Source organism: Erwinia sp. 2186, from assembly GCF_057812255.1.
In genome coordinates, this window is sequence record NZ_CM173824.1 from 839555 (window position 1) to 864010 (window position 24456).

General features: G+C 55.7%; 22 protein-coding genes. 13 read left to right on the forward strand and 9 right to left on the reverse strand.

Features of this window, described 5'->3' with window-relative positions:
- The first annotated feature begins 20 nt into the window (after positions 1 to 20).
- The 11 genes from ACXKZG_RS03875 (at position 21) to ACXKZG_RS03925 (ending at position 13170) form a co-directional block, all read left to right on the forward strand.
- Positions 21 to 452, forward strand: a complete 432-nt coding sequence (locus tag ACXKZG_RS03875; RefSeq protein ID WP_167738378.1) for an acetyl-CoA carboxylase biotin carboxyl carrier protein — start codon at positions 21 to 23, stop codon at positions 450 to 452.
- Positions 449 to 1246, forward strand: coding sequence for a LamB/YcsF family protein (locus ACXKZG_RS03880; RefSeq protein WP_134822716.1), 798 nt, complete (start codon positions 449 to 451; stop codon positions 1244 to 1246). The genes ACXKZG_RS03875 and ACXKZG_RS03880 overlap by 4 nt, the downstream gene beginning before the upstream one ends.
- Positions 1247 to 1363: 117 nt before the next feature.
- Positions 1364 to 2116 carry an SDR family oxidoreductase gene (locus tag ACXKZG_RS03885; RefSeq protein ID WP_488875729.1) on the forward strand — a complete coding sequence of 251 codons (753 nt, stop codon included), beginning with the start codon at positions 1364 to 1366 and terminating at the stop codon, positions 2114 to 2116.
- A 26-nt stretch (positions 2117 to 2142) separates the two neighbouring features.
- Positions 2143 to 2838, forward strand: coding sequence for an amino acid ABC transporter permease (locus ACXKZG_RS03890; protein WP_488875730.1), 696 nt, complete (start codon positions 2143 to 2145; stop codon positions 2836 to 2838).
- Between the two features lie 4 nt (positions 2839 to 2842).
- Positions 2843 to 3592, forward strand: a complete 750-nt coding sequence (locus ACXKZG_RS03895) for an amino acid ABC transporter permease (protein ID WP_105760164.1) — start codon at positions 2843 to 2845, stop codon at positions 3590 to 3592.
- Between the two features lie 13 nt (positions 3593 to 3605).
- Positions 3606 to 4343: an amino acid ABC transporter ATP-binding protein gene (locus ACXKZG_RS03900; RefSeq protein WP_013203754.1), complete on the forward strand. Its 738-nt coding sequence runs from the start codon at positions 3606 to 3608 to the stop codon at positions 4341 to 4343.
- A gap of 180 nt (positions 4344 to 4523) precedes the next feature.
- Positions 4524 to 5612 carry an ABC transporter substrate-binding protein gene (locus ACXKZG_RS03905; RefSeq protein WP_053144682.1) on the forward strand — a complete coding sequence of 363 codons (1089 nt, stop codon included), beginning with the start codon at positions 4524 to 4526 and terminating at the stop codon, positions 5610 to 5612.
- Between the two features lie 84 nt (positions 5613 to 5696).
- Positions 5697 to 7466, forward strand: coding sequence for an ABC transporter permease (locus tag ACXKZG_RS03910; RefSeq protein ID WP_013203752.1), 1770 nt, complete (start codon positions 5697 to 5699; stop codon positions 7464 to 7466).
- Positions 7459 to 8529 (forward strand): ABC transporter ATP-binding protein, encoded by a 1071-nt coding sequence (locus ACXKZG_RS03915; protein WP_013203751.1) that lies wholly within the window; start codon positions 7459 to 7461, stop codon positions 8527 to 8529. Before ACXKZG_RS03910 ends, ACXKZG_RS03915 begins: the two co-directional genes overlap by 8 nt.
- 912 nt (positions 8530 to 9441) lie before the next feature.
- Positions 9442 to 12642: an autotransporter outer membrane beta-barrel domain-containing protein gene (locus ACXKZG_RS03920; RefSeq protein ID WP_488875731.1), complete on the forward strand. Its 3201-nt coding sequence runs from the start codon at positions 9442 to 9444 to the stop codon at positions 12640 to 12642.
- Between the two features lie 75 nt (positions 12643 to 12717).
- On the forward strand, positions 12718 to 13170 hold the full coding sequence (locus ACXKZG_RS03925) for a CaiF/GrlA family transcriptional regulator (RefSeq protein ID WP_181151425.1): 453 nt from the start codon (positions 12718 to 12720) through the stop codon (positions 13168 to 13170).
- A 184-nt stretch (positions 13171 to 13354) separates the two neighbouring features.
- On the opposite strand, the gene ACXKZG_RS03930 is transcribed toward ACXKZG_RS03925, so the two are convergent.
- From ACXKZG_RS03930 to ACXKZG_RS03965, 8 genes are all read right to left on the reverse strand, one after another.
- Positions 13355 to 14047, reverse strand: a complete 693-nt coding sequence (locus tag ACXKZG_RS03930; RefSeq protein WP_105760159.1) for an amino acid ABC transporter permease — start codon at positions 14045 to 14047, stop codon at positions 13355 to 13357.
- A 19-nt stretch (positions 14048 to 14066) separates the two neighbouring features.
- The gene (locus ACXKZG_RS03935; protein WP_488876221.1) at positions 14067 to 14759 is read right to left on the reverse strand and encodes an amino acid ABC transporter permease; all 693 of its coding nucleotides are present in this window, start codon (positions 14757 to 14759) and stop codon (positions 14067 to 14069) included.
- Positions 14760 to 14828: 69 nt separating this feature from the next.
- On the reverse strand, positions 14829 to 15659 hold the full coding sequence (locus tag ACXKZG_RS03940) for a transporter substrate-binding domain-containing protein (protein ID WP_488875732.1): 831 nt from the start codon (positions 15657 to 15659) through the stop codon (positions 14829 to 14831).
- Positions 15660 to 15675: 16 nt separating this feature from the next.
- Entirely contained in the window at positions 15676 to 16416 is a 741-nt protein-coding gene (locus ACXKZG_RS03945; protein WP_105760157.1) for an amino acid ABC transporter ATP-binding protein, read from the reverse strand.
- 14 nt (positions 16417 to 16430) lie between these two features.
- Positions 16431 to 16997 (reverse strand): peroxidase-related enzyme, encoded by a 567-nt coding sequence (locus ACXKZG_RS03950; RefSeq protein ID WP_488875733.1) that lies wholly within the window; start codon positions 16995 to 16997, stop codon positions 16431 to 16433.
- On the reverse strand, positions 16994 to 17476 hold the full coding sequence (locus ACXKZG_RS03955) for a CMD domain-containing protein (protein WP_134822708.1): 483 nt from the start codon (positions 17474 to 17476) through the stop codon (positions 16994 to 16996). The genes ACXKZG_RS03950 and ACXKZG_RS03955 overlap by 4 nt, the downstream gene beginning before the upstream one ends.
- Positions 17473 to 18942 (reverse strand): NAD(P)-binding domain-containing protein, encoded by a 1470-nt coding sequence (locus tag ACXKZG_RS03960; RefSeq protein WP_488875734.1) that lies wholly within the window; start codon positions 18940 to 18942, stop codon positions 17473 to 17475. Before ACXKZG_RS03960 ends, ACXKZG_RS03955 begins: the two co-directional genes overlap by 4 nt.
- 336 nt (positions 18943 to 19278) lie before the next feature.
- Positions 19279 to 20238 carry a LysR family transcriptional regulator gene (locus tag ACXKZG_RS03965; RefSeq protein WP_488875735.1) on the reverse strand — a complete coding sequence of 320 codons (960 nt, stop codon included), beginning with the start codon at positions 20236 to 20238 and terminating at the stop codon, positions 19279 to 19281.
- A gap of 254 nt (positions 20239 to 20492) precedes the next feature.
- On the opposite strand from ACXKZG_RS03965, the gene ACXKZG_RS03970 reads away from it, so the two are divergent.
- Complete coding sequence (locus tag ACXKZG_RS03970; RefSeq protein ID WP_013203740.1) at positions 20493 to 20708, forward strand: YdgH/BhsA/McbA-like domain containing protein; 216 nt, start codon at positions 20493 to 20495, stop codon at positions 20706 to 20708.
- A gap of 36 nt (positions 20709 to 20744) precedes the next feature.
- Here the strand turns inward: ACXKZG_RS03970 and ACXKZG_RS03975 are convergent, their stop codons facing one another.
- Positions 20745 to 22070 (reverse strand): putative bifunctional diguanylate cyclase/phosphodiesterase, encoded by a 1326-nt coding sequence (locus tag ACXKZG_RS03975; RefSeq protein ID WP_488875736.1) that lies wholly within the window; start codon positions 22068 to 22070, stop codon positions 20745 to 20747.
- Positions 22071 to 22732: 662 nt separating this feature from the next.
- Between ACXKZG_RS03975 and ACXKZG_RS03980 the strand changes: the two genes are divergently transcribed.
- A complete protein-coding gene (locus tag ACXKZG_RS03980; protein ID WP_488875737.1) occupies positions 22733 to 24430 on the forward strand; it encodes a ShlB/FhaC/HecB family hemolysin secretion/activation protein in 1698 nt (565 codons plus the stop codon).
- The last annotated feature ends 26 nt before the right edge of the window (positions 24431 to 24456 follow it).

Genomic DNA, 24456 nt, shown 5'->3' on the forward strand with positions numbered 1-24456 from the left:
GTCTTCCCGGCGGGATGGAAATGGAAAACAGAACACTAGCACTCCGCGATATCCGTCAGATCGCCCACAAGATGCGGGCGTCTGGCCTCAGTAGCATTGAACTCACCGACGGCCATTATCGCCTGCGGCTGAAAACGTCACCGCGGCCTGTGCTCCCGCCCTCTGCGGCGGTGCCTGCGCCTGCGGCCACGCCACAAAAAACCGAATCCCTGTGCGCGCCGATGCCTGGCGTGGTGCTGTTGCAGCATCCTTTAGCCGATCGGCCTTATATCACGCCCGGCGCCCTGGCGGAAAAAGACGCGCTGCTGGGATTGCTGAAGGTCGGGCCGGTCTATCTGCCGCTGCGCAGCCCGGTAAAGGGCGTGGTGGCGTCGGTGGCGATTGCTCAGGGCGAATGCGTGGAGTACGGCGAGCCGATCTTCACGCTGCTTCCCGCTGAGGAGGCCGCATGAAATATCTCGATTTAAATGCCGACATCGGTGAAGGCTTCGGCGATTACCAGATTGCCGATGATGCCACGCTGATGCCGTTAATCACCTCCGCCAATGTGGCCTGCGGTTTTCATGCCGGCGACGCGGCGATCATGGCGCGCACGGTGGCGCTGGCGAAACAACACGGGGTAGATTTGGGCGCGCACGTTGGCTTCCCGGACCTGCTGGGCTTTGGCCGCCGCCGGATGCAGATTGAGCCGGAAGTGATGGCCCATTACGTCACCTATCAACTCGGGGCGCTGGCGGCCTTTGCCGCAGCGGCGCGCTATCCGCTGACGCATATGAGCTTTCACGGCGCGCTCGGCAACATGGTTTCCGAAGACGAGGCGCTGGCGCGAACGCTGCTGCAGGCGGTGAAAACCTTCGATGCCAATATGATCATCAGCACCATGCCGGGCAATGCGGTCGATCGCATGGCGCAGGCGCTGGCGCTGCCGGTGGTCTGTACCTTTCTCGCCGATCGCGCTTACGAAAGCGATGGCCTGCTGGTCAGCCGCAGCAAGCCCGGGGCGGTGATCCACGATAAAGACCAGGTGCGCAGCCGCGTGCGTCAGCTGCTGCTGGACGGCACGGTGCAAAGCATTGATGGCGTCACGCTGCCGGTGAATGCCAGCTCGATTCTGGTTCATGGCGACACGCCGGAATCCATCGCCATGGTGCACACGCTGCGGGAACTGCTGGCCGAATTAGCCATCCCGCTGCTGTCGCCTTCCCGGCAATTACGTCAGCACAGCGCGGAGAACCCGGCGTTATAAGTCCCCCTTATTGCCTCACACCGTTTATGTCTTATGCCGGTTGGGGATTACTGGATACAGTCAGATTTATTGCTAAACCCGGCGAAATGGTTGGCCGGGAACGACAGGAGAGGCGAGATGCCATTTTCAGATTATAAGATCGCGCTGGTGACCGGCGCCTCCGCCGGAATGGGTGAAGCCATTGTGGAACGTCTGTGCCAGGAAGGGATCACCGTCCATGCCGTGGCCCGCCGCGCAGAGCAGCTGACGGCGCTGGCTGCCCGCACCGGCTGTATTCCCCACGCGTTAGACGTGGCCGATTTAGACGGCATCACCCGTCTGTGTAACGAGCTGGAAGTGGATATCCTGGTCAATAACGCCGGCGTGTCCCGTCCGGGATCGATTCTGGATGCCGACGAAGAGGGCATTGATACCCAGGTGGACGTCAACCTGCGTGCGGTGCTACACCTGTGCCGTCTGCTGGTGCCGGGCATGATGAAGCGTGACCGTGGCCATGTGATCAACATTACCTCGATTGCCGCCATCTATAACTTTAACGGCAACTCGATTTACCACGCCACCAAAGCGGGCGTGCATGCCCTGTCGCGTCAGCTGCGGGTTGATTGCTACGGCAAACGCGTGCGCGTCACCGAAATCTGCCCTGGCCGCGTCGCCACCGAGATCTTCGGCAACGTGATGGGCGATCAGGAAGAAGCGCGCCGCCGCTTTATCGACGGTTTCGAACTGCCGCAGGCGAAGGACATTGCCGACTGCGTTGCCTTTGCGCTGTCGGCTCCGGTGGCCGTCAATATCGGCAACATTGAAATTACGCCAACGCTGCAGGTGCCGGGTGGACTCTCCACCATGCGTCCCGGCGACCGCGCTGAATAACAGCTTTCACGAGGGGTGAACAGACGATGACATTTGATTTCAGTGCCGTCCTGACCGGCCAGTTTGGGCAGATGATCGTCGACGGCACGCTGGTCACCCTCAAGCTGGCGCTGGGGTCGTGGCTGCTGGCAATGGCCCTGGCGTTGCTGCTGGTGGTGATCCGATTAACCAATAAACGCCTGGCGGTCTTTCTGGTCTCGGCGTATGTCTCCTATCACCGCAACGTGCCGACGCTGATCCAGCTGATGATGTGGTATTTCGCCATCCCGACGCTGCTGCCGGAGTCGGTGCAGATGTGGGTCAATGATTTCAACGCCGAATTCCTGTTCTCGATGTGCGCGCTGGGCCTGTGCCAGGCGGCCTATTTCTCCGAGGATATTCGCAGCGGCCTGCGCGCCATTCCTGACGGGCAAAACGAAGCCTCACGCGCGCTGGGCATGAGTTACGTGCGCTCAATGCGTTCGGTGATCCTGCCGCAGGCGATCCGCAATGCGCTGCCGTCGCTGCTTAACCACACCGTGCTGCTGTTTAAAAATACCAGCCTGGCGATGGTGATTGGCGTGGCCGAACTGACCTACGTCACCCGTGATATCGAGAACCAGACCTTCCGGACCTTCGAAGCCTACCTGGTGGCCTCCGTGGGCTATCTGTTCTTCTCACTGCTGTTGATGGCCGCGGGGGCGTTACTGGCCCGTCGCTTCCAGCGGGCTTACGCGAGGTAATCCGATGTCTGATCTCTTCACCATTCTGCACGATAACGGCATGCTGCTGCTGATGGGCCAGTATCCCAACGGCCCGCTCGGCGGCGTTCTCTGCACCTTATTGATCTCGGTACTGGCGGTGCTGCTGGCTTTCCCGATTGGCGTGTTGCTGGGCCTGGCGCGGATTTCTCCGTGGCGCTGGTTTAGCTGGCCCGCCGCCTGCTGGGTGTACGTGCTGCGCGGCATCCCGCTGTTGATGGTGGTGTTCTGGACCTACTTCTGCGTGCCGTTGCTGATTGGCCATAACATCAGCGGCTTTGCCACCATGCTGTGTACGCTGGTGATTTACGAGAGTGCCTATATCGCTGAAATCGTGCGTGGCGGCATTCAGGCGTTGCCGGGCGGCCAGTATGAAGCCTCCCGCGCGCTGGGGATGAGCTACCTGAAAACCCTGCGGGTGGTGATTTTGCCGCAGGCGCTGTACAACGCGCTGCCCAGCCTGGTCAGCCAGCTGGTGTCGATTATCAAAGACAGCACGCTGGGTTACGTGATTAACGTGCCGGAGCTGACCTATGCGGCCAACCAGGTGAATAACCAGCTGCTGACCAAACCTTTCCAGGTGTTTGCGATTGTGGCCATCAGCTATTACCTGATCTGCTTCAGCCTGACCTGGCTGGCCAACAAACTGGAAGAGCGCATTGCACGCAAACGCCGCAATGTGACGCCCGATGCCGTGCAGACCGCGCAGGTCCTGCTTCTGACCAAGACTGACTGATAAAGGAAGGCAAATGAGACCCATGATATTGTTCAATCAGGTCAACAAGTGGTACGGCGAGTATCAGGCCCTGACCGATCTGAGTGCAGAAATTCAAAGCGGCGAAGTGGTGGTGGTGTGCGGCCCGTCCGGCTCCGGCAAATCGACGCTGATCCGCACGGTAAACCGCCTGGAGCCGATTGAGCAGGGCCAGATCCTGTTTGACGGCACCGATATTCACGGCACCAGCACCCGGCTGAATCAGCTGCGCACGCGGATTGGTTTTGTCTTTCAGAACTTCAATCTGTTCCCGCACGTTTCGGTGCTGGAGAACATCATGATGTCGCCAATGAAAGTGCTGGGCGTTAAGCGGTCTGAAGCCAAACGCCACGCCGGCGAACTGCTGGAAAGGGTCGGGCTGTCGCATAAGGCCAATGCCTATCCGGCGCAGCTCTCCGGTGGTCAACAGCAGCGGGTGGCGATTGCCCGCGCGCTGGCGATGAAGCCGCCGGTGATGCTGTTCGATGAGCCGACCTCCGCGCTGGATCCCGAAATGGTCGGCGAAGTCCTGAACGTGATGCGCGGCCTGGCGCAGGAGGGCATGACCATGATGTGCGTGACCCACGAGATGAACTTTGCCCGTGAAGTGGCCGACACCATCTGGTTTATGGATCAGGGCAAAATTCTGGAGAAAGCCAACCCGGAGCGCTTCTTCAGCAATCCGCAACACGAGCGCGCGAAGCGTTTCCTCAGCGATTTACGCCAGCACTGATCCCTCTGCTTTCGCCCTGCCTGCCTCCGCAGTGCAGGGCTGACTTCCCCGCCTTTAGGTCGTAAAACCGCCCCGAACCTCACAAAACCGAAAGATAAGCCGCCATGTTGATTGCACCTCGCCGCGCAAGGGCTATATGTTGGGATAAGGTTTTCCAAATGTAACCATGAGGTTAAATTTATGTCCGTAAAGTTGAGTGCGATGATGGTTTCCCTGGCAGCAGCCTGTGCTTCTCCGGTGTTCGCCGATCTGCCACAGGGCTATCCGGCGGATTACCAGAAGCTGGTCGAGGCCGGGGTCAAAGAGGGCAAAGTGGTGATCTATTCCACCACCGATACCAAGGCGGCCGCCCCGCTGATCAAAGGGTTTGAGGCCACCTATCCCGGCATCAAAGTCGAATACAACGATATGAACAGCACCGAGCTCTATAACCGCTATATCAGCGAGCAGGCGTCCGGCGGCACCAGCGGGGACGTGGTCTGGAGCTCCTCGATGGATACCGGCCTGAAGCTGGCCACCGACTATGCGGCGGAATATGCCTCGCCGGAAATCAGCAAGATCCCCAAATGGGCGGTCTGGCAGCAAAAAGCCTATGGCACCACCTACGAACCGGTGGTGTTTATCTACAACAAACGGCTGATCCCGCAGGGCGACGTGCCGGATTCCCATGTGGCACTGGCGAAACTGATCGCCAGCCAGACCGACAAATTTAAGAAGAAAGTCACCACCTACGACATCGAAAAATCCGGCCTCGGTTTTATGCTTTCCGTGCAGGACAGCAAGGCCGATGCGAACTATTTCAAAACCCTGGCCGACGTGGCGAAAGGCGGGATGGCGGTGCAGTCATCCACCGGCACCATGATGGAAAGGGTCTCGTCTGGCGAAAACCTGATTGGCTTTAACATCCTTGGCTCCTACGCCGAAGCGCGCGCCAAAGGGGATCCGTCGTTAGGCATTTCCTACCCGAAAGATTACACGTTGGTGCTTTCCCGCGTCTCCTTTATCAGCAAGGAAGCGGCGAATGCCAACGCCGCCAAACTCTGGCTGGATTATGTGCTGTCGGAAAAAGGTCAAACCATTCTGGCCAGCCAGGCCGACATTCCGTCATTGCGTAACGATATTGAAGGCACCAACGATATCGACGGCATGACCAAACGACTGGGCAACGCGCTGAAGCCGATCCCGGTGGACGAATCGCTGCTGGAATACCTGCAGCCGAAAAAACGCCTTGAGTACATCAAACAGTGGCGCGAAGCCGCGGCGAAATAAGGCTCCTGTCCAGGCGCGCGCTGTGCTGGCGCGCCTGCGTTTCCCCGTCCGGCAAGTCTTAGCCGACCAACCAAGGGATGACTGATGATAGCATTGCGCAGAAAGTGGCAGGGCCTGCCGCGCAGCATCGTGGTACTGATAACCGCGCTGGTTATCTATGTGCCGCTGCTGTTTATTGTGGTTCAGAGCTTCCTCTCGGCCCCGTTCTTTTCCCCTTCGAAAGTGTTCAGCCTCGAATCCTTCGGGTTTATCTTTACCGATCCCGATTTTTATAAGGCGCTGAAATCTGGCTTTATTCTGGCTTTCGGCCTGGTGATTATCGCCATTCCGTTAGGCGGCATCCTCGCCTTTCTGATGGTGCGAACCGATCTGCCCGGCCGGCGGCTGATTGAACCGCTGATCCTGGTGCCAATATTCGTCTCGCCGATGGTACTGGGATTCGGCTATGTGGTGGCGGCCGGGCCGGTCGGCTTCTTCTCGCTGTGGGCAGAAAAGCTGATTGGCTTTGTGCCGTGGAATATCTACTCAATGCCGAGCATCGTGGTGATCGCCGGGCTGACCCACGTGCCGCATGCCTATCTGTATATCTCCTCGGCGCTGAGAAGCGTCGGATCGGACGTGGAAGAAGCGGCGCGCATTGCCGGTGCTTCGCCGTTGCAGGTGATGACGGCGGTCAGCTTGCCGATGGTGCGACCTTCGATTCTCTACGCCAGCGTGCTGCTGTTCTTCCTCGGGCTGGAGGTGTTTGGCCTGATGCTGGTGCTGGGCGATCCGGAAGGCAATATGGTGCTGGCGACCTATCTTTATCAGCTGACCAACAAGCTGGGCACGCCGTCGTACCATCTGATGGCGGCGGTCGCGGTAGTGCTGATCTGCATTACCATTCCGCTGGTGATGCTGCAACGGCGGCTGATGCGCACCGCGAACCGCTTTGTGACGCTGAAGGGCAAGGCGTCGCAGGCGCGCGCGCTGCCGCTGGGCAAATGGCGCTGGGTGGCCGGTGCGGTGGTGGCCGCATGGCTGACTATCACCATTGGCGTGCCGCTGCTGGGCGTGGTGCTGCGCGCATTTATCTCTAACTGGGGCGTCGGCGTGTCGATCTGGGATGAGCTGTCGATCGGTACCTTTCGCACCATCTGGCAGCAGCCGAACCTGCTGCGCGCCATCGTCAACTCGATGGCAATCGGCGTGTTCGGCGGCGCGCTGGCGGTGGCCTGCTACCTGTTTATCGGCATTGCCATGCACCGTAAGCCGGATAACGTCACGCGCTTTCTCGACTACAGCGTGCTGGTGCCGCGCGCGGTGCCGGGCCTGCTGGCCGGTCTGGCGTTTCTGTGGGTGTTCCTGTTCCTGCCGATGTGGCTGGATCAGTCGCTGAAGCATGGCTGGCTTTCGGCGTTGCCGATGGCGGAATGGCTGCGAGAACACTTTATCGTCTGGCTGAGGTCACTGCGCAGCACCATCTTCAGCGTCTGGCTGGCTTATACCGTGGTGTGGATGGCGTATGGCCTGCGGCTGATCTCGTCGACGCTGTTGCAGGTCGGGCCGGAGCTGGAGGAAGCCGCGCGCAGCACCGGTGCATCCCGCGCGCAGATCACCCGCCACGTCACCATCCCGCTGGCACGCTACGGGCTGATCGGCTCCTGGCTGCTGATGTTCCTGATTTTCGAGCGCGAATATTCCACCGGCGTCTATCTGCTCTCGCCAGGCACCGAAACCATTGGCTCGATGCTGGTGTCGCTGTGGGCGGCGGGCGCGATCGATATCGTCGCGGCGCTCTCCTTTATCAATATCCTGCTGGTGGTGATTGGCCTTGGTGTCGCCCTGCGCTTTGGAGTGAAATTACATGATTGAGCTATCCGTAGAAAATCTGCATCTGACCTATGGTGACAATCCGGTGCTGAAAGGCGTCTCTATGCAGCTGAAAAAGGGCGAGGTGGTGTCGCTACTGGGCCCTTCCGGCAGCGGCAAAACCACGCTGCTGCGTGCGGTCGCCGGGCTGGAGAAACCCACGCAGGGCAACATTGTTATTGGCGACAAAACCGTTTATGCCGGCAATCCGCGCAGTGAGATCCCGGCGGAAGAACGCAATCTTGGGCTGGTGTTCCAGTCTTACGCGTTATGGCCACACAAGACGGTGTTTGAGAACGTCGCCTATCCGCTGAAGCTGCGTAAGGTGGCCTCGGCGGAGATCAAGCAGCGCGTGCAGTCGGTGCTGGAACAGCTGGGCCTCGGGCATCTGGGCCAGCGGCATCCGCACCAGCTGTCGGGCGGACAGCAGCAGCGCGTGGCGATTGGTCGTGCGCTGGTCTACAACCCGCCGGTGATTTTGCTGGATGAGCCGCTGTCCAACCTGGATGCCAAGCTGCGTGAAGAGGCGAGGGTGTTTCTGCGTGAGCTGATCGTCAAGCTGGGGCTGTCGGCCTTGATGGTCACCCACGATCAGAACGAAGCGATGGCCATTTCCGACCGCATTCTGTTGCTGAACAACGGCGTGATTGTGCAACAGGGCACGCCGCAGGAGATGTACGGTTCGCCAGCCACGCTGTTCACCGCCGAGTTTATGGGCAGCAACAATCGCCTGCATGGCAAGGTGACGGAGGTCAGCGAAGGCAAAGCGCGGATTCAGGGCGTGGACTGGGCGTTATGGGGACGGGCAGCCGAAGGGGTGACCGTCGGACAGGATGCCACCGCGGTCATTCGCGTCGAGCGGGTACGCCTGACCGACGGCCCGGAGGAGAATGCGCTGGCCTTGCCATTGCTGACCAGCATGTACCTGGGCGATCGCTGGGAATACCTGTTCCGCACCGCGGGCGATGATTTTGTGATCCGCGCCTACGGCACAGAACTGCGCGACCCGGCGCACTGTCATCTGTCACTGCCGGCCGCGCACGTGTGGATTTTCCCGAAAGGCTAATCAGATCGGGGGCGACACTAGTCCCCAGTTTTCCCCGCGACATTTTCTTCCCGTCACCCAGACTTTCAAATGCGGCAGACGCCGCAATCAGCGTGGTATTTCCCGTCGCAGTGATGGCCGTTGGTCACAACCTGTCTAATCTGACCTTCACGTTAATGGAATGCGTAACAGGTGGCTTTGTTTAGACGGTCAGATGCTGTGTCAGTCAGGACAGGTGATTCATCCTGTTCTGAAGTCAGATTAAACGGATGAGGGTATAGAGTTAATTATTTTCTGAGGCGTTCGCTATTTAATTTTTTTAGTGTTAAGTCGTCTTTTTTTAATTTTATCTCGCCAGCGGAAGGGATGCGGCGCTTTATTTTTAAAAGCTGTTCTGTGCTTATAAGGAAAAATATTATTGAGGTCATTTCTTTGCTTGAGAATATTCTTAGTGGCACCGATCGGTTATGCCGATGAATCGCCAATCCTATGCCGCTTTAACTGTTAAGAATAATCTTGCATTATGGCGATTAATCAGCTCAGGGGAAAGTTAAAGTAATTATTTGTCATTATTTGTCATTTGAAAGGGTTATTTAATTTAAGCGCCACAAAACCAATTAATTCATCAAATACAATGATTTAAGTTTGTATGTTAATAAGTTGCTTAGATCATTACGATAAAAAATATTTGTTTTACAGCTTTTATCTGCAATTCACATACTCGCCACGATATTTACTGCTGGCTGTAATAACGTCACGTAAATAACGAAAGGCCAAATCAAGATTTACCCCTAACAGGCCATATGTCATGGATGTTTTTTCGGAGTTAATAAATTGTGGACTGCGTGCCTTAATTGTTTAACTGCTGAAGGAATGCAGGGTTTATTTTGATAACCCTTTGTGCGTCTTTATATGTTAAAAGGAATTTCAGTAATGAAAAAATGCAGATTCAGTCTGAGCGCTGTCGCATTATCCGTTTTATTTAGTCTTGGCGCTACCACGCTGACGGCTAATGCAGCCGCGATTGCTGTGCCGGATGTTAGCGCGCTGAGTAAAGATGGTAATGGACAGTATACTGGTGGCGGTGCGGTCTTTATTGGTGGCTCTGATTTAACCTGGAGCAAAGATGTGACCGCCGGTACGGCGTGGCAGAAGATCAATATCCAAACGCCAGGCTTTGATGCGCTGGTTCGCAGCAGCGGCTATCTGGATTATCTGAACAGTGCTTCGGGCGTGCTGGAGTTTGATGCTAACTATCTGATTGAAGAAGGTTATCAGCGCTCTGTCCACGGGCAGCGTCTGGCCAATTCCTTAACGGAACAGGGCTATTCACGACCAACCAACGTGGTGCAGGGACTACGCATGGGGTCGGCGGATAATCGCTATGTTAAAACCCAGGCGGTCACCCTGTATCAGCGTGACGCCAGCGGAAATATCGAATACCAGAAAAATGCGGATGGCACTTACGTCGTTGATTCGCAAGGCCATCAGATCCCGCTGACCGTCAGCAAAACCATCGAGCTGGATCGCAACTCCGATGTGTACCTGCGCACGGCCGAGAATGTCGGTGGCGTGGTGGGTCTGCTGGATGCAGAAATTTACTCTAAGGTGAAAAGCTTCGCGGCGGATGTCACGGCTGCGGTCACTTCGACCGGCACCCTGCATGAAAATGGCTGGAACGGTCACGCGCGTGATGTGGTGAGCATCCGCAACAGCATTATCAATAATACTCTGACTGATGACGCGTATGTCGTCAGTCCCGCCGTTGAAAGTGAGTCCGGCACCATTGAGCAAGCCTACAGTGAGCGTCCGCACGCCGTCGGCCTGTCCCTCAGCCACACCGGTGCGACCTGGCAGACTGACAGTGCCGGCAATCAGATTGACAGCAGTACGCTGACCAATGTGGTGCCTGCCACCGCGAATATCGTGCTGGATCAGGTGCAGATCACCGCGCAAAACCTCGCTGCGGTCCGTCAGGATAACCACACCTCCACCAATCAGAACACCTACGATCAGCTGGCCGACAAGCTGTCTACCGCAGTGAATATCACCGGTTCAAGTCTGTTTGCCACCATTAACGAGTCAACCCTGAACGGTGGGGTGAATGCTGCGGGTACGTCGCTGGCCCTGTCGGGACATGCCAACCGTACCGATATCAGCAGTTCAACGCTGAATGGGGATGTCACGATCAAACATGACGGTAACATTCCGGTGATTACCGTCGCGGTGAAAAGAGACTCGGCTGGCAACTATACGGCGGTCGGAGCAAGCCTCGGCACCACTGACGCCTCCGTGCTGGATCGTAGCCACAATGGCACCACGCTGAATGTGGCTGGCAGCACCATTAACGGCGATATCACCGCAGGCGGCACCACCGGCTTTAGCGTGCAGCTGGTGGACGTGACCGATGCCAACTCACAGTCCAACATTGCGCCAACCGTGCATGCCACCGCGCAGTCAATTTATAACAACGTGGTCAGCAGTACGAATCAAACCGTGTTGGCTAATGCCAACAGTGCCTGGACACCCGTGACCGTTAATCTGGACCAGAGCGTGTTAAATGGTAAGGTCACCGGCACCACCACGCTGTTCAATCCTGTCGATTATGCTCATCAAAGCGCTGAGCGGGTGCTGACGTGGAACCCGGATCTGACCGTGAAAAACGGCTCGGTATGGAATGCCGCTGCGCGTTCTACCACTCAGGGAACGGAAGTCGCGGTCAGCAATCTGCATGACCTGAACCTGACCACCTCAACGCTGAATCTGGTGAACCTGAACAGCCAAACGTCGACCCTGGGCGGTAAAAATCGCTCCCAGGACCTCAGCACCGCGCGCGTGGTGGTGCATAACAACCTGACGCAGGATAAAGACGTTAACGGCAACTACCTTGGCTCGCAGATTATTATTGGTGACAGTATTGTCGCTCCGCTGCTGGACTTGGGCGGCGAATATGAATGGGGTTCTCTGCAGGTAAAAGGCAGCGCTGCGGGTAATTATCTGCTGCATATCGCCAGCTCCGGCATTGAACCTTACGTTTACAACGACTATCTGGACGATGCTCAAAACAACGCAGAAGTTGGCCACAGCTTTGTAAACTACAAAGACGCCAACAGCGATGCGACCTTCACCGGTAAAACCGAGCTGGGTGTATACCAGTACATCGCGTCAGATGAGTATGACGACACCTTACCGGGCGAGCGTAACGTCTACTTCAAACGCAGCGGCAAGCTCTCCAACTCTGCCGCCACCGCACTGAGCATCCCGGCGGCTCAGGTCAACGTAGCAACCTTAGAATCTGATGCACTGGCTAAACATCTGAACGCTTCCCGTAAGTCTAACGATGACGGCGGCGTGTGGATTTCTTACTTCGGCGGTAAAAACGAACAGCGTGTATCTGCAGGTGCTGACTATGACCTGAAGACCAATGGCGTGATGCTGGGTGTGGATAACCGTTTCGACATTGAGAAAAACGGCAGCTGGCTGGCCGGTTTAGCCTTCAGCTCCGCGCGTTCTAACCTCAGCGTAATGAACAGCACGGGCGACCTGGATAGCTACGGTGCGCAGTTCTACCTGTCCCGTCGCTTTGAGAATGGCCTGTTTGTTGATACCCAGGGCCAGTTCGATCACTTCAGCAACAGTGCCTCGGTGCGGATGCTGGACGGTCGCAAAGCGCATGCGGAGTTCTCCGGCAACGGTTACGGCCTCGGCATGAAGGTGGGTTACACCTGGGAAGACAACGGACTGTTTGTTGAACCTTACGTGAAAGCCACCGGACGCGCGTTCGACGGTGCCCACTACACCCTGACCAACGGCATGGTCGTCAACGGGAATGATTATAAATCCCTGCAGGGTGAACTGGGTGCAGATGTCGGCTACACCTTCGAGATGGGCGCCGGTCACCTGAAGCCTTACCTGCATCTGGCTGGCATCAACGAGTTTGCTGACAACAACAAAACTCGGGTGAATAACGCCACGCTGAACAACAGCATTGATGGCGCTGCCATTCAGCTTGGCCTGGGTGCCGAAATGAAAGTGACCGACAACTTTGGGGGTTACGTCGCCTATGACTACACCAAAGGCCATGATTCTGAACGTCCATGGCAGACCACTGTCGGTGTGAACTACAGCTGGTAATTTTTAAATCATCGTCCCTGCCTTAGCTTATTTTGAGGCGGGGATTTTTTTCATCAGGGAAAGGAGGAACAGGATGTGGACGTAAAAGACAGAAGTACTAAGTCTCCGCTGCGTAAAGTCGTGGCGCAAAGCAACCATGACAGTGCACAAGTCCCAGAACTTCTGGAGGAGTATGCGGATAAACCTCTCTATCTGTTGATCGCGTTGTGGTGCCGGCATCAGAACAGCTGGATAGACCGACAACAAATCTCCGACGCTTTTGCTATTACCGAACGGCGGGCGACCTTTCAGATCTCCTACATTTTGCGGCACAAGGAGATGATTGAATGTCAGAGCAGAAAATCGCGGGGTGATGACACCGGGAGATTACGCTTACAAATCAAAGTGCAGGAGGTGGACTTAAACAGACCCGCGCGCAGGACGTATGCCGAAATGCGTGGGGAAGTTAAAAAACCGGAGAGAGCAGAAAAAGAACCCGTAAACGACTGGCGTTGGGTGTTGATGAGACAGCCGCCAGGATGCAAATGATGCCGTCTCACTGCGTACCCAGCAAGCAGGTAACCTTAGCCTGACATAATGCCGGGGCGTGAATTACAGCGTTTTTACTTTTTATACTACGCCATACCAGGGAAGTTTTGCTTGTGAATTACACGTAAAAAAACCAGCCCGCAGGCTGGTTTCAGGGGGTGAAGAAGACCGCTTAATCTGTTCCTCAGGTGCGAACCCGCAGAGCAGCTTCAATCTTATCAGCGACCTTCGTCACGACGTAGGCAATCACCATATAGAACACCACGGCAATCAGGAACGCCTCAAGATAGTAGAAGTTCAGGGCGGCGGTCAGCTGAGCCTGGGCAAAGATATCGACCACTTCAATCGCGAAGGCCAGAGAAAGCGCCTTCATGATCACCATAAACGAGTTCGCCAAATCCGGGATGGCGGCAACGATAATTTGCGGAAACAACACCCGACGGAACAGTTGGCCATTGCTGTAACCCAGTGAATGCGCGGCATCGGACTGACCACTGTCAAAGGAGTTGAGCGCCCCTTTCACCACTTCGGCCTGGAACGCGGCAACACATGCGGTCAGGGCAATAATAATGATCGCCCAGTTCGGCATGGCATGCGCGTTGATTTCTACCCCAAGCAGTGAACTGATCGATTGCAGCGCCAGCGGCAAACCGTAATAGGCGAGGAAGATCACCACCACCATCGGGATGCCTTTGAAGGTGATTTTGTACACCACCACCAGTTGACGCAGCACCGGGATCTTTTTGTGTTCGATGAACGCCAGCAAGCCACCGAGCAGCGTCGAGATAATAAAGATGGTAACCGCCATCGCCAGTGTGACCGGCACGGCATCCATAATGCTCCAGAAGTCCGGCAGCAGCACATCAAGATCAAACATATTCTGAGTCCTTATTCCTTCACACGCTTGCCGTGAACTTTATCTTGGCTGCGGCGCTTTTCGATGTGTACTTGGCATGACGCATCTCGAAGAATCGCACGATAAGCCAGGCCGCCAGGCACAGCAGGGAGTAGATCACCGCCAACACCAGATAGGTCCCGAACTGATACTGGTTATAATCTCGCTCCATAATCAGGTGCGCCGTCGCCATCACATCTGCCGCACCGATGTACATCACCAGCGCCACGTTGTGGATCAGGTAAATGATCGAGTTACCGTAACCCGGCAGAGCCATATGTACCGCCTGTGGCCCAATAATGCGCGTCAGCTTCTGGCGGAAGGTATAACCCATGCTGTCCGCTGCATCATGCTGACCCCGCTCCACCGCAAGGTAGGCCGGGCGCATCACTTCAGACAGATAGCCGCCGTGATACAGGCTGAGCCCGACCATCGAGGCGATATTGGCGGTGATAAAATCCGCCAGGCCAAACCCGCTGACGACCAGCGGCAGACCATAAAAGGCGACGAACAGTTGCAGCACCACCGGCACACTGCGCGCGTAGGAAACATAGAGATCGGCCAGCTGGCTGAGCACCGGTAACCTGCGCACGCGCAAGGTGGTGGCCACTATCGCCAGAAAGAATCCGGCGATCAGCGCGACAAACATAATCGCTAACGTCAGCGGCAAAGCCGAGAGCAGCTCGGGGATCATGGTAGAAAGATTCACGTTGAAACACTCCTGGGTGCAGCTTTGCCCGTCGGCGACAAAATGAGAACAGCCTTACTTCATGTATTTGACGACGTCTTCGCCAAACCATTTCTGTGAAAGCTTATCCAGCGTGCCGTCGGCCTTCAGCGCTTTCAGCGCGTTGTTGATGTCATCGTTCAGCGCCTGATTTTCCGCCGAGCGGTGGATCAACACATAGGTATTGTTGATGGAAATCGGTTCGCTTGCCTGGATAGCCAGCTTCTGGTTATCGATAACCGTCTGCTCACCGAGGTTGGAAGGCAGGATCAGTGCATCGTACTTGCCGTTCTGCACTTCCTTCAGGCGATCCGGGTAGGGCACACCGGCGCTTGACGCTTTGATGTTCACTTTGTCGTTTGGATTTTCCTGCTGCCACTGCGTGACCAGCTTGTAGACGCCGCCGCCTGCGGTCACCGGCACGATGTTCTTACCGACCAGATCTTTCAGGGTGTTGATATTGCTGTCTTTGCGGCTGTAGATTTTCATCAGACTGGCACCCATCGGGCTGTCCGGGATCAGGAACTGCTTGCTACGGGCTGGCGCTTTATAGAAACCGCCGGTGGCCATGTCGTATTTCCCGGTCGCCAGTCCGGTTTCCTGCGCGATGTCTGCCGCGCCGGTCATCACAAACTTATACTGTGGCAGTTTGGCATTGATCGCTTTTAATACGTCAGGCTCGTAGCCTTCTGGCTCAACGCCAATCGCGCCCCAGGACAGCGGCTTGGATTCAGCAGCAGTGGCGATTTTAATGGTGCGCACGGCGGTGTCAGCAGACGCGGTGAAGCTCAATCCAGCGGAGGCCATGGCGAGCGTCATGCCGCCGATAACGGCCAGGCGACGTAAGGTAGTCTTGATTGCAGGCATGTCTTTATTCCTTTTATTAGTAGAGTGCGTGTTCAGAATTCAGGAACTGGGCGAGTCGTGGAAGGGACGGATTATCGAAAATTTCCGTCGGCGTGCCTTCAGCGGCGACAACGCCCTGGTCCATAAAGACGATTCGGTTCGAGATATTTTTGGCAAACTGCATTTCGTGGGTGACCAGCAGCGAGGTGATGCCTGACGAGGTGACGTCCTGAATCACTTTCAGCACTTCGTTAACCAGCTCAGGATCCAGCGACGAGGTCGGCTCATCAAACAGGATCACATCCGGTTTCACCGCTAACGCGCGGGCAATGCCGGTTCGCTGCAGCTGTCCACCGGAAAGCTGGGAAGGGTAGTGATCCTGTTTTGCGTCAAGGCCCACTCGCTTCAGCTCTTGCATCGCAATATCACGCGCTTCTTCTTTCGATTTGCGCTGTACGACCACCAGAGGATCCATCACGTTTTGCAGCACGGTCATGTTTTTAAACACGTTGAACTGCTGGAAGACCATTGCCGTCCGCAGGCGGATAGCCTGGATAGCCTGCTTATCGGGCGACTGATAATCCATTTTGACCTGGTCGAAGGTAATCAACCCTGAATTGGGCTTCGCCAGATAGTTTATGCAGCGCAGCAGGGTGGTCTTACCGGTGCCGCTCGGACCGATAATCGACACCACATCGCCGCGTTTGACCGAGAGATTGACGCCTTTCAGGATCGGAGAACTGCCGTAAGACAGCTTAAGATCGTGGAGTTCAAGCATGTTGGTAGTCCTCTTTATTTCCCGGGCGTGGCATGGCCAAGCACGTGCATCAGGCGATTTGCCCAGCCAAAAATCGAAATAGCGTGGATAAGATCGATAATTTCGACGTCATCCAGACCCACAGAGCGCAATGAGGCGATATCGTCCACCGTCGCTTCGGCAGGCGCAGCCGATAACCGGCGGGCGAAGCGATAAATTGCGGCATCGCGCGGGCCAAGCATTTCAGGTTTATCAAAATAGATCGCGCTGACCAGCTTATCGCTTTTGGTCAGTTGGGCATGACGGCGTGCGTGAACCACGGCGCAATACTTGCAGCCGTTAACGATCGACGCCCCTAATGCACCCAGCTCGCGATCCGGACGGTTAAGCCCGCCCTCGACGTACATAATGGCGTTGAACAACACGGTGCGGGCAACGTAGCTTTCCGGATCGTGCGCCAGCGTGCGCACGTACTCGGAAATCTTCTTGTTGGATGGCGTCACCTTCATCGCATCACGCTGTGCCGGCGTGGCGTCTTCCACTTCGACGGGCGCGATGTAAGGATGCCAGGCCAGAGGCTTCAGGCTGACCATGGGGATCATGCGGACCTCATCAGGCGCAGGCCAGCGGCAACGCGCGTTTGGAAGTTAACAAAAGCGATCAGCTCGGACAGCGCAACGATTTGCGCATTGTTCAGCCCGGCCTGCTGCAGACGGGTCATATCGCTGGCAGCGGCCTCGCTCGGGGTCATGGTGACCAGATCGGCATGGCGGACAATCGTCGCCAGCGGCTCATCCAGATCGACTTCGCCATTCGCCAGCTTCAGCAACTGTTCCGAAGGGGAAAGCGCGGCCAGCTGCACTTCATAGTCCGCCATCAATTCTTCTGCGGCATTCAGCGCAGCCATGCGGTGAGCAAGCGCCAGGCGCAAGGCCGGCGCCAGTCCCTGATTGTCCTCTGGCTGTAAAACAGACAGGCGGCAAAGCTCTGCGCCCTCCACAAATTCTGTCCGAAAGCGACGGGCCTTAAACAGCGCGTCGTCCGGTGAAAGTCCGGCAGCCTTATCTATTGCGTCGATCACAACGTGTTCTCCTGATGTAGCAAGGGGGTTGAATCAACCCATTCGTCACCCTGCAGTTCCGGGATGTCGTAAGCCACCATGCTGGCAAAGTGGGCGTCGACATCCTCTGCAAACAGCGAGGCGGTGATGCCGCGAACCAGACGATCGGCACCGGCACTGACTGCCGGAATATCACCGGAGACCTTGCCGTGCGTCAGCATCGCCGCATCATTAAAGCAGTGGATATGTGCCAGCATCGGGCAGGCACCCGGCACACGCTCGCGGAACTCAAAGGATGGGCCAAGATCCGGCGCTTCCAACATATTCTGCCTGGCGGGTCCCATCGCGGGCTGATAGCGTCCGTCGGCCCAGTTGCGGATATGCGAGGCCAGCGCGGAAAATTCCGGGCGGCCGTTAAAGTCATTGGAAAAGCCGGTGGCCGCGATCAGAAAATCAGCCTGGCGAGGCCCCTGAGTGGTTTCAATCAGCAGCCCGTCCGCCTGCTGTTTTACCGCGATGATGCCGCAGTCCAGCAGGAAGCGGGCATTGGGATGGCGCGACACGCGCAGCGTTGAAGAGCGCGGCGGTGGCGTCTGGGTGGAAGCGGTGTAGTCGACAAACTTCCACTTCCAGGCATCCGGCAACTGATGCATGCCGTGTACTACGCCCTGGCTGCCAATCCCGGTCATTTTATTGATGCGTGGCATCTCTTTGCGGCGGATCAGCATTTCTACCGAACCGGCACCCGCTTCAAGTGCGGTGGCGGCGTTATCCATTGAGGACGCGCCCGCGCCGATCACCGCCACTCGTTTACCTTGCAGCGCGGCAAAATCAATGTCGTCCGCCGAGTGTGCCCAGTAAGCGCGATCGATACCGTTAAGGAAGTCCGGCACGGCGAAACCGCCCAATCCGGACCGTCCGGTGGCCAGAACCAGTCGACGGGCCAGCACACGGCCCGTTTCCGCGCCTTCAACATCGAGCGCGATAAATTCGCCAACCTGCGAGATGCCGGTCATGCGCACGTTGTTCTGCACCGGAAGATTGAGCACGCGGCGATACCAGACCAGGTATTCCATCCACTGGCTTTTTGGGATCTTGTCCAACTCTTGCCAGGCCTGCTGGCCCCACTGCGCGGTAAACCAGGCGCGGAAGGTCAGCTGAGGCAGACCCAGCGCCGGGCCGTGCAGCGTTTTCGGCGATCGCAAGGTTTCCATGCGGGCGAAGGTAATCCACGGTCCTTCTAAACCCTGCGGGGCCGCATCATAAGCGATGACATTATTGATGCCGCTCAGCACCAGCCTGGCCGTGGCGGCCAGTCCGCACATGCCCGCGCCAATGACCACAACATCGCGTACGGCTTCGCCCTGATACTGATGCTGAGGAACCCAGGGTTTTGCGGGCAGCTCCAGAAACTCCAGATCTTGCTGAAGCTGGGCTTCCAACCCGGAAAGGCCGATTGGCAGTGGCGAAGGTGCAGGCGTTGTCATTATAAATTTCCCCGACTTGTGGTGAATTCAGTCTGTCACAAGTGCTGCGGTAAAGGCCTGGCGAAGATGAAATCCAGCAAATTTATGCCCGTGGAGAGATAATTTTATTATCTGCCTGGCGCATGATTTAGCATTCATTATCTGTCTGGCGCATGGTAATAAATCAGTTTTCGCATAATCCACTTCCCCCGGATGGGAGTCAAGCAGGGTGATTACTTGTTAACCAATGAAATTCTTATATCTTATGCTGAAAAAAGCATATGCCGCAGGCGGCGGCAGTGAAAAGGCGTGTTGAGATGAGTGGCGGGGCGTTCAGAAAAGGAGGGTGTTGGAAAATCAGTCCTGATTTATCAGCTTCATAACCCGCTGATGTTCGGTGGCCGGCAGCCGCTGGAAGGCGGGAAGCAGGTTGGCGGCTGCGGTCTCCAGCGCTTCAACCAGCGACTGAGCTGCCGCTGAGAGTTGCCGACCCTGCGGGGTGATCACCCCAAAAAAGTAGGGGATCTCTTCTTCCAGCGTGCGAATAGCGACGCCTTCCAGCGGCATTCCCCAGGCGGTGACCGGCTCCAGAATGGCGACGCCAAGACCGGCACGCACGCAGGCGAGAATATTGGCGGAGGAGTTGGTCTCGATGGTTTCATGAGGCGGGATCTTCAGCTTTTTCAGCGCCTTTTCGAAACGTCCTCGCAGGCGCAGCGGGCTCCACGGCACAATTAAACGCCTGCCAGCTAAACGACCAATGGCAATTAACTCTTCTGATGCCAGCGGATCGCTTTCTGGCAGCGCGACCACGCATCGGGATTGCCCAATCCAGTGCAAATCCACCGCATGATGTTCCAGCGGCAGGCTACACAAACCCAGATCCGCTTCGGCGGTGATCACGGCATGCGCGGTTTGTTCAGCGGACTGGCTGACAATCTGTACTTTGTTTTGCAGGCCCAGCAATGCCAGCGCCTGAGGTAACAAACCTGCGGCCAGAGCGGGCGTGGCCGCAATACTCAGTGGGCGATGCTGCTGATGGCCAATTTCATTGGCGCGCAGGCGGATTTGTTGCAGCGACAGCAGCGCTTTTTGCACGTACTGATGCAGTTGAAGCGCTTCTTCCGTGGGGTGAATGCGCGGGCCGTTACGGATAAAGAGGGGATAACCCAGCGACTGCTCCAGCTCCTGGATCAGCCGGGAAACCGAAGATTGTGAACGATCCAGCACTTTCGCCGCCGCCGTCACGCTGCCAGAGGAGATGACATTGGCAAAGGCTTCCAGCTGTCGCAAATCAAGGTCATGTAAAGTTGTCATCCCGCCGAAGTCCCTAACTGGTTGATAAGTCCCAACAAGCGTGTGGGAAACCTTCTCATCATAGAGAGACTCTGGAGAATAATCTACATCGGGCCCCGGCCTGAAGCCTCAACGTGCGGGATAGGGATGTTAATAATAGATAGCAAGATCACAATAACAGCACTAATTGTTACTACACTAATAATAACTTGAGTTATGATTGTTTCATCGGAGGCAAACAAACCTCCAAAACAAATAACTTAAGGATTACAACCATGAAAACCATCAAAACACTGTCACTTGCCGCTGTAGCCGCTCTTTCCCTGATTTCATTTGGTAGCTTCGCGCAGAGCGTCTCCGTTACCTCATCAACTCTGGACGGCGCTGAAGCTAAAATCGCTGCACAGGCACAGCAACACGGCGAGCAGTACAAAATCACCAGTGCTAACACCAATAACAACGTGTATATGACTGCAGAATTGTACAAATAAGGAAGGGTTGCATACGGAAGTGTCGCAAGAGGCCGCCTACGGGGCGGCCTTTTTGTGGGTAAATTCCCTGAAATCCGCGATGCTTAACGGGCGGGAGAAGTAAAAGCCCTGAAATGCAGTGCAGCCAAAACTCTTCATCAACGACCATTGTTCCGGTGTTTCAATCCCTTCTGCCAGCACCTCAAGTTTCAGATCGAGCCCCATTCGCGCAATATGCCTGGCGATAACGGCGCCTTTCATGCTCTCTTTCGCGCCAAACACGAAACTGCGGTCGATTTTTATTTGCTCAAGAGGCAGACGGCGAAGGTAACTTAATGATGAAAAACCGGTACCAAAATCATCCAGCGAGAATCTAAATCCTGCATTCGATAGCGCACTCATTTTTGCTACTACGGTTTCAATATCAGAGGCAAAAACGCTTTCGGTGAGTTCAATCTTCACCAGTGAGGGGGTGATCTGCGCAATTTTGGCCTGGTTCAGCAGGCTTTGAACAAAGTCTGGCTTCATCAAATGGTCGACGGTGACATTAATAGATAGCGTCAGGTGACTGGTTTTGGGATCCAACCGCCATTCCGCTAATTCTTTAAAGGCATTCACGATCACCCATTCACCCACCGAAGGCATCAGCCCGGCTTGCTGCGCATCGGGAATAAATTCCGACGGTGGAACCAACCCTTTTTTGGGATGATTCCAGCGTAACAGCGCTTCGGCCCCAGAAATATGACCCAACGAATTAAGCAGCGGCTGGTAATAGATAACGAATTCGTCGTTATAAATCGCATTCTGAAGAGATCGGATTTTTTCGCTTCTGCGGGAGAAATCTATATGCATGGCGACGATGCCCCCAGAGAGGATAGCGGTCGACAATATGCCGTTAATCCAGGGGAGAACCGATCTGAGTTCAGGCGGAATAGGTTCTGCGAAAGGGAAGACCAAATTGGCTGCACTAAATACGCTGAACGTCGCCAGCGAGAGTAATATTATGAGCAGTTGCAGCAGACTCTTCTGCCTTTGGTAATTGATATAGCCAACCAGCGCAATCGTCAGAAGATAAAGGTGGGTTGTTCTTGGTACATCAATTTCAGGGATGTCGAAAAATAAACAGAAATAGATGGCGTAGGCAATATGAACTATCTGAGCAAGCATCAGACCTGCCGAAAAACTTCTCTTTTCCGTTACGCCCCAGCAGATAATTGCGGAAATAATCAGGAGGATATCTGAAGAGGCCATCGACCATTCATGTAAAATAAGAAATACCGTACACCAACCACATATCACGATTAAACCAATAATAAAGGCGGAACGGCACATAAAAGCGAGATGTTCTTCACCCGGAGATTTGACAACTCTTTGCTTGGGCATGGTGCAGATGACTCCACTTCTGTAATAAATTAACCCTCTGAAATTAGAGTTTTGAGGTGAGGATCAGAGGCGAGATATGAGAGATTTAAGTCAAATAATCGTTAGGAAAAGTCGTCGCCTGGTGGCATTTCTGTGGATGACGGAAACACTTTAGCATCATTCTATTTCCTTTTAGAACACTTTATGTATGAATTAATTATGAAGTAAAAGGCGTTCTTATCTCAATCCGCGTATAAAATATTTCAATGAATAGAATAAGTTAAGGCTGAGAGGCTGACGCTAAAATCGGCTTGAGCACTTATACCAGACTGTACAGCTTTTGATCAATATTTTCGTAAGGGTATTATTTCACGGTTTTAATCATGGTCAGATTCGCGATCTGTTAATTTTTAAACCTGTTTCGAAAACCGCTGTTTAATTGCTTCTATTAGTCCCCAATAAACGTCTGAAACTGTGGATTAGGACGCTGCGGCTGACTCTTTAGGATAAGACTGAGGCCGCGAAATTTAGCTTAAATATCGTTGCGTTCCCGTTCACCTGTGCTTATTGTGTGAGCGATTAGTACCAGTGATATCAAGAGGTCAATGTCTCATCAGGCGTTAACCAGGGCCCCTGGAAGGAATCTGCGGGTCAGATAATTTTTCTATAACAAGGATTGTTATATGTCATTACATTCCCCGCGTTTAACCTGCAGCCGCTACGCGGTGCTATTGGCGATTTTCTCTGTTTTTTTTGGGCCAAATGACACCCTCGCCGCGCCTGGCGATGAACCGCTTGTTCTGCAACAGCAGCGGCAAAAAGCGCTGGAGCAGCAGCTCACACCGCCTACACCCGACGTGCGCCTCTCGCCGCCTGCGTCCAGCTTCAGCCGCATTCAGTTTCCACAGGAAAACCCCTGTTTTCCAATCGATAAGGTGGTGCTCAGCGGCAAAGACGTCTTACCGCACTGGCTGCCGCTGCGGCTTATCACCCGTCAGGCCACCGGTCAGTGCCTCGGCGGTCAGGGCATTAACCTGCTGATGAGCGCGCTGCAGAACCGCCTAATCGATCATGGCTATATCACCACGCGGGTGCTGGCACCGGCCCAGGATCTGACCAGCGGCGAGCTAAAGCTGGTGATTGTGCCCGGCAAGGTGCGCAAGGTGGTCCTGACGCCGGGCAGCGACCGTTACGTTTCGCTGTACGCTGCCTTCCCGGCCCATGCCGGCAATCTGCTTGATTTACGCGACATTGAGCAGGGGCTGGAAAACCTGCAGCGGCTGCCGACGGTGCAGGCCAGCATGGAGATTGTGCCCGGCGAGCAGCCGGGCGAGAGCGACGTGCAGCTTAGCTGGCAGCAGACAAAAATGTGGCGCGTCGGCGCATCGCTGGACGACGCCGGCACCCGCAGCACCGGGCGCTATCAGGGCGGCTTAACCCTGTCGCTGGATAACCCATTCTCGCTCAGCGATCTCTTCTATCTCTCCGGCAGCACCAGCCTGGAAAAACACGGGGGCAAGGGCACCCGCAACCTGACCGGCCACTATTCCGTGCCGTTCGGCTACTGGACGGCGAGCGTGACCGCCAACAGCTACGACTATCACCAGACGGTGGCCGGACTGAATCAGGACTACCGCTACAGCGGCCAAAGCCAGAACCTGGATTTCCAGCTCAGCCGGGTGCTGCACCGCAATAGCAGCCAGAAAACCACCGTCACTTACGACGTGCTGGCAAAAGAGTCGAAAAACTTTATCAACGACACCGAGGTGGAGGTTCAGCGCCGTCGCACCTCGGCATGGCGCATCGGCTTACAGCACCGTCACTATATCGGGCAATCCATGCTTGATGCTGGCGCCAGCTATCAGCGCGGTACCCGCTGGTTCGGCGCGATGCCGGCCCCGGAAGAATATTTTGGCGATGCCACCGCGCTGTCGAAAATCCTGCAGCTCAACGCCCAGCTGGACGTGCCGTTTTCCCTCGCCAGCCAGCGCTTCCATTACAACGTGCAGTATCAACGGCAGGTCAGCAATACCCTGCTGACGCCGCAGGATCAGTTTGCCATTGGTGGCCGCTGGTCGGTGCGCGGCTTTGATGGCGAGCGCAGCCTGAATGCCGATCGCGGCTGGTTTGTGCGCAATGATATCGGCTGGTTTACGCCGCTGCCGTCGCAGGAGATTTATCTGGGCGTGGATTACGGCGAAGTGGGCGGCAACGGCACGCAGTACCTGGTGGGCAACCATCTGGCCGGCGGAGCCATTGGCGTGCGCGGCGCGGCCTTCAGTATTGGCTACGACCTGTTCGCCGCCGTGCCGTTCTCCAAACCTGATGGCTTTAAAACCGATCCGCTGTCACTCGGTTTTAACCTCAACACTCAGTTTTAACCCCGTGCAGGGCCGGAATCGCTAAC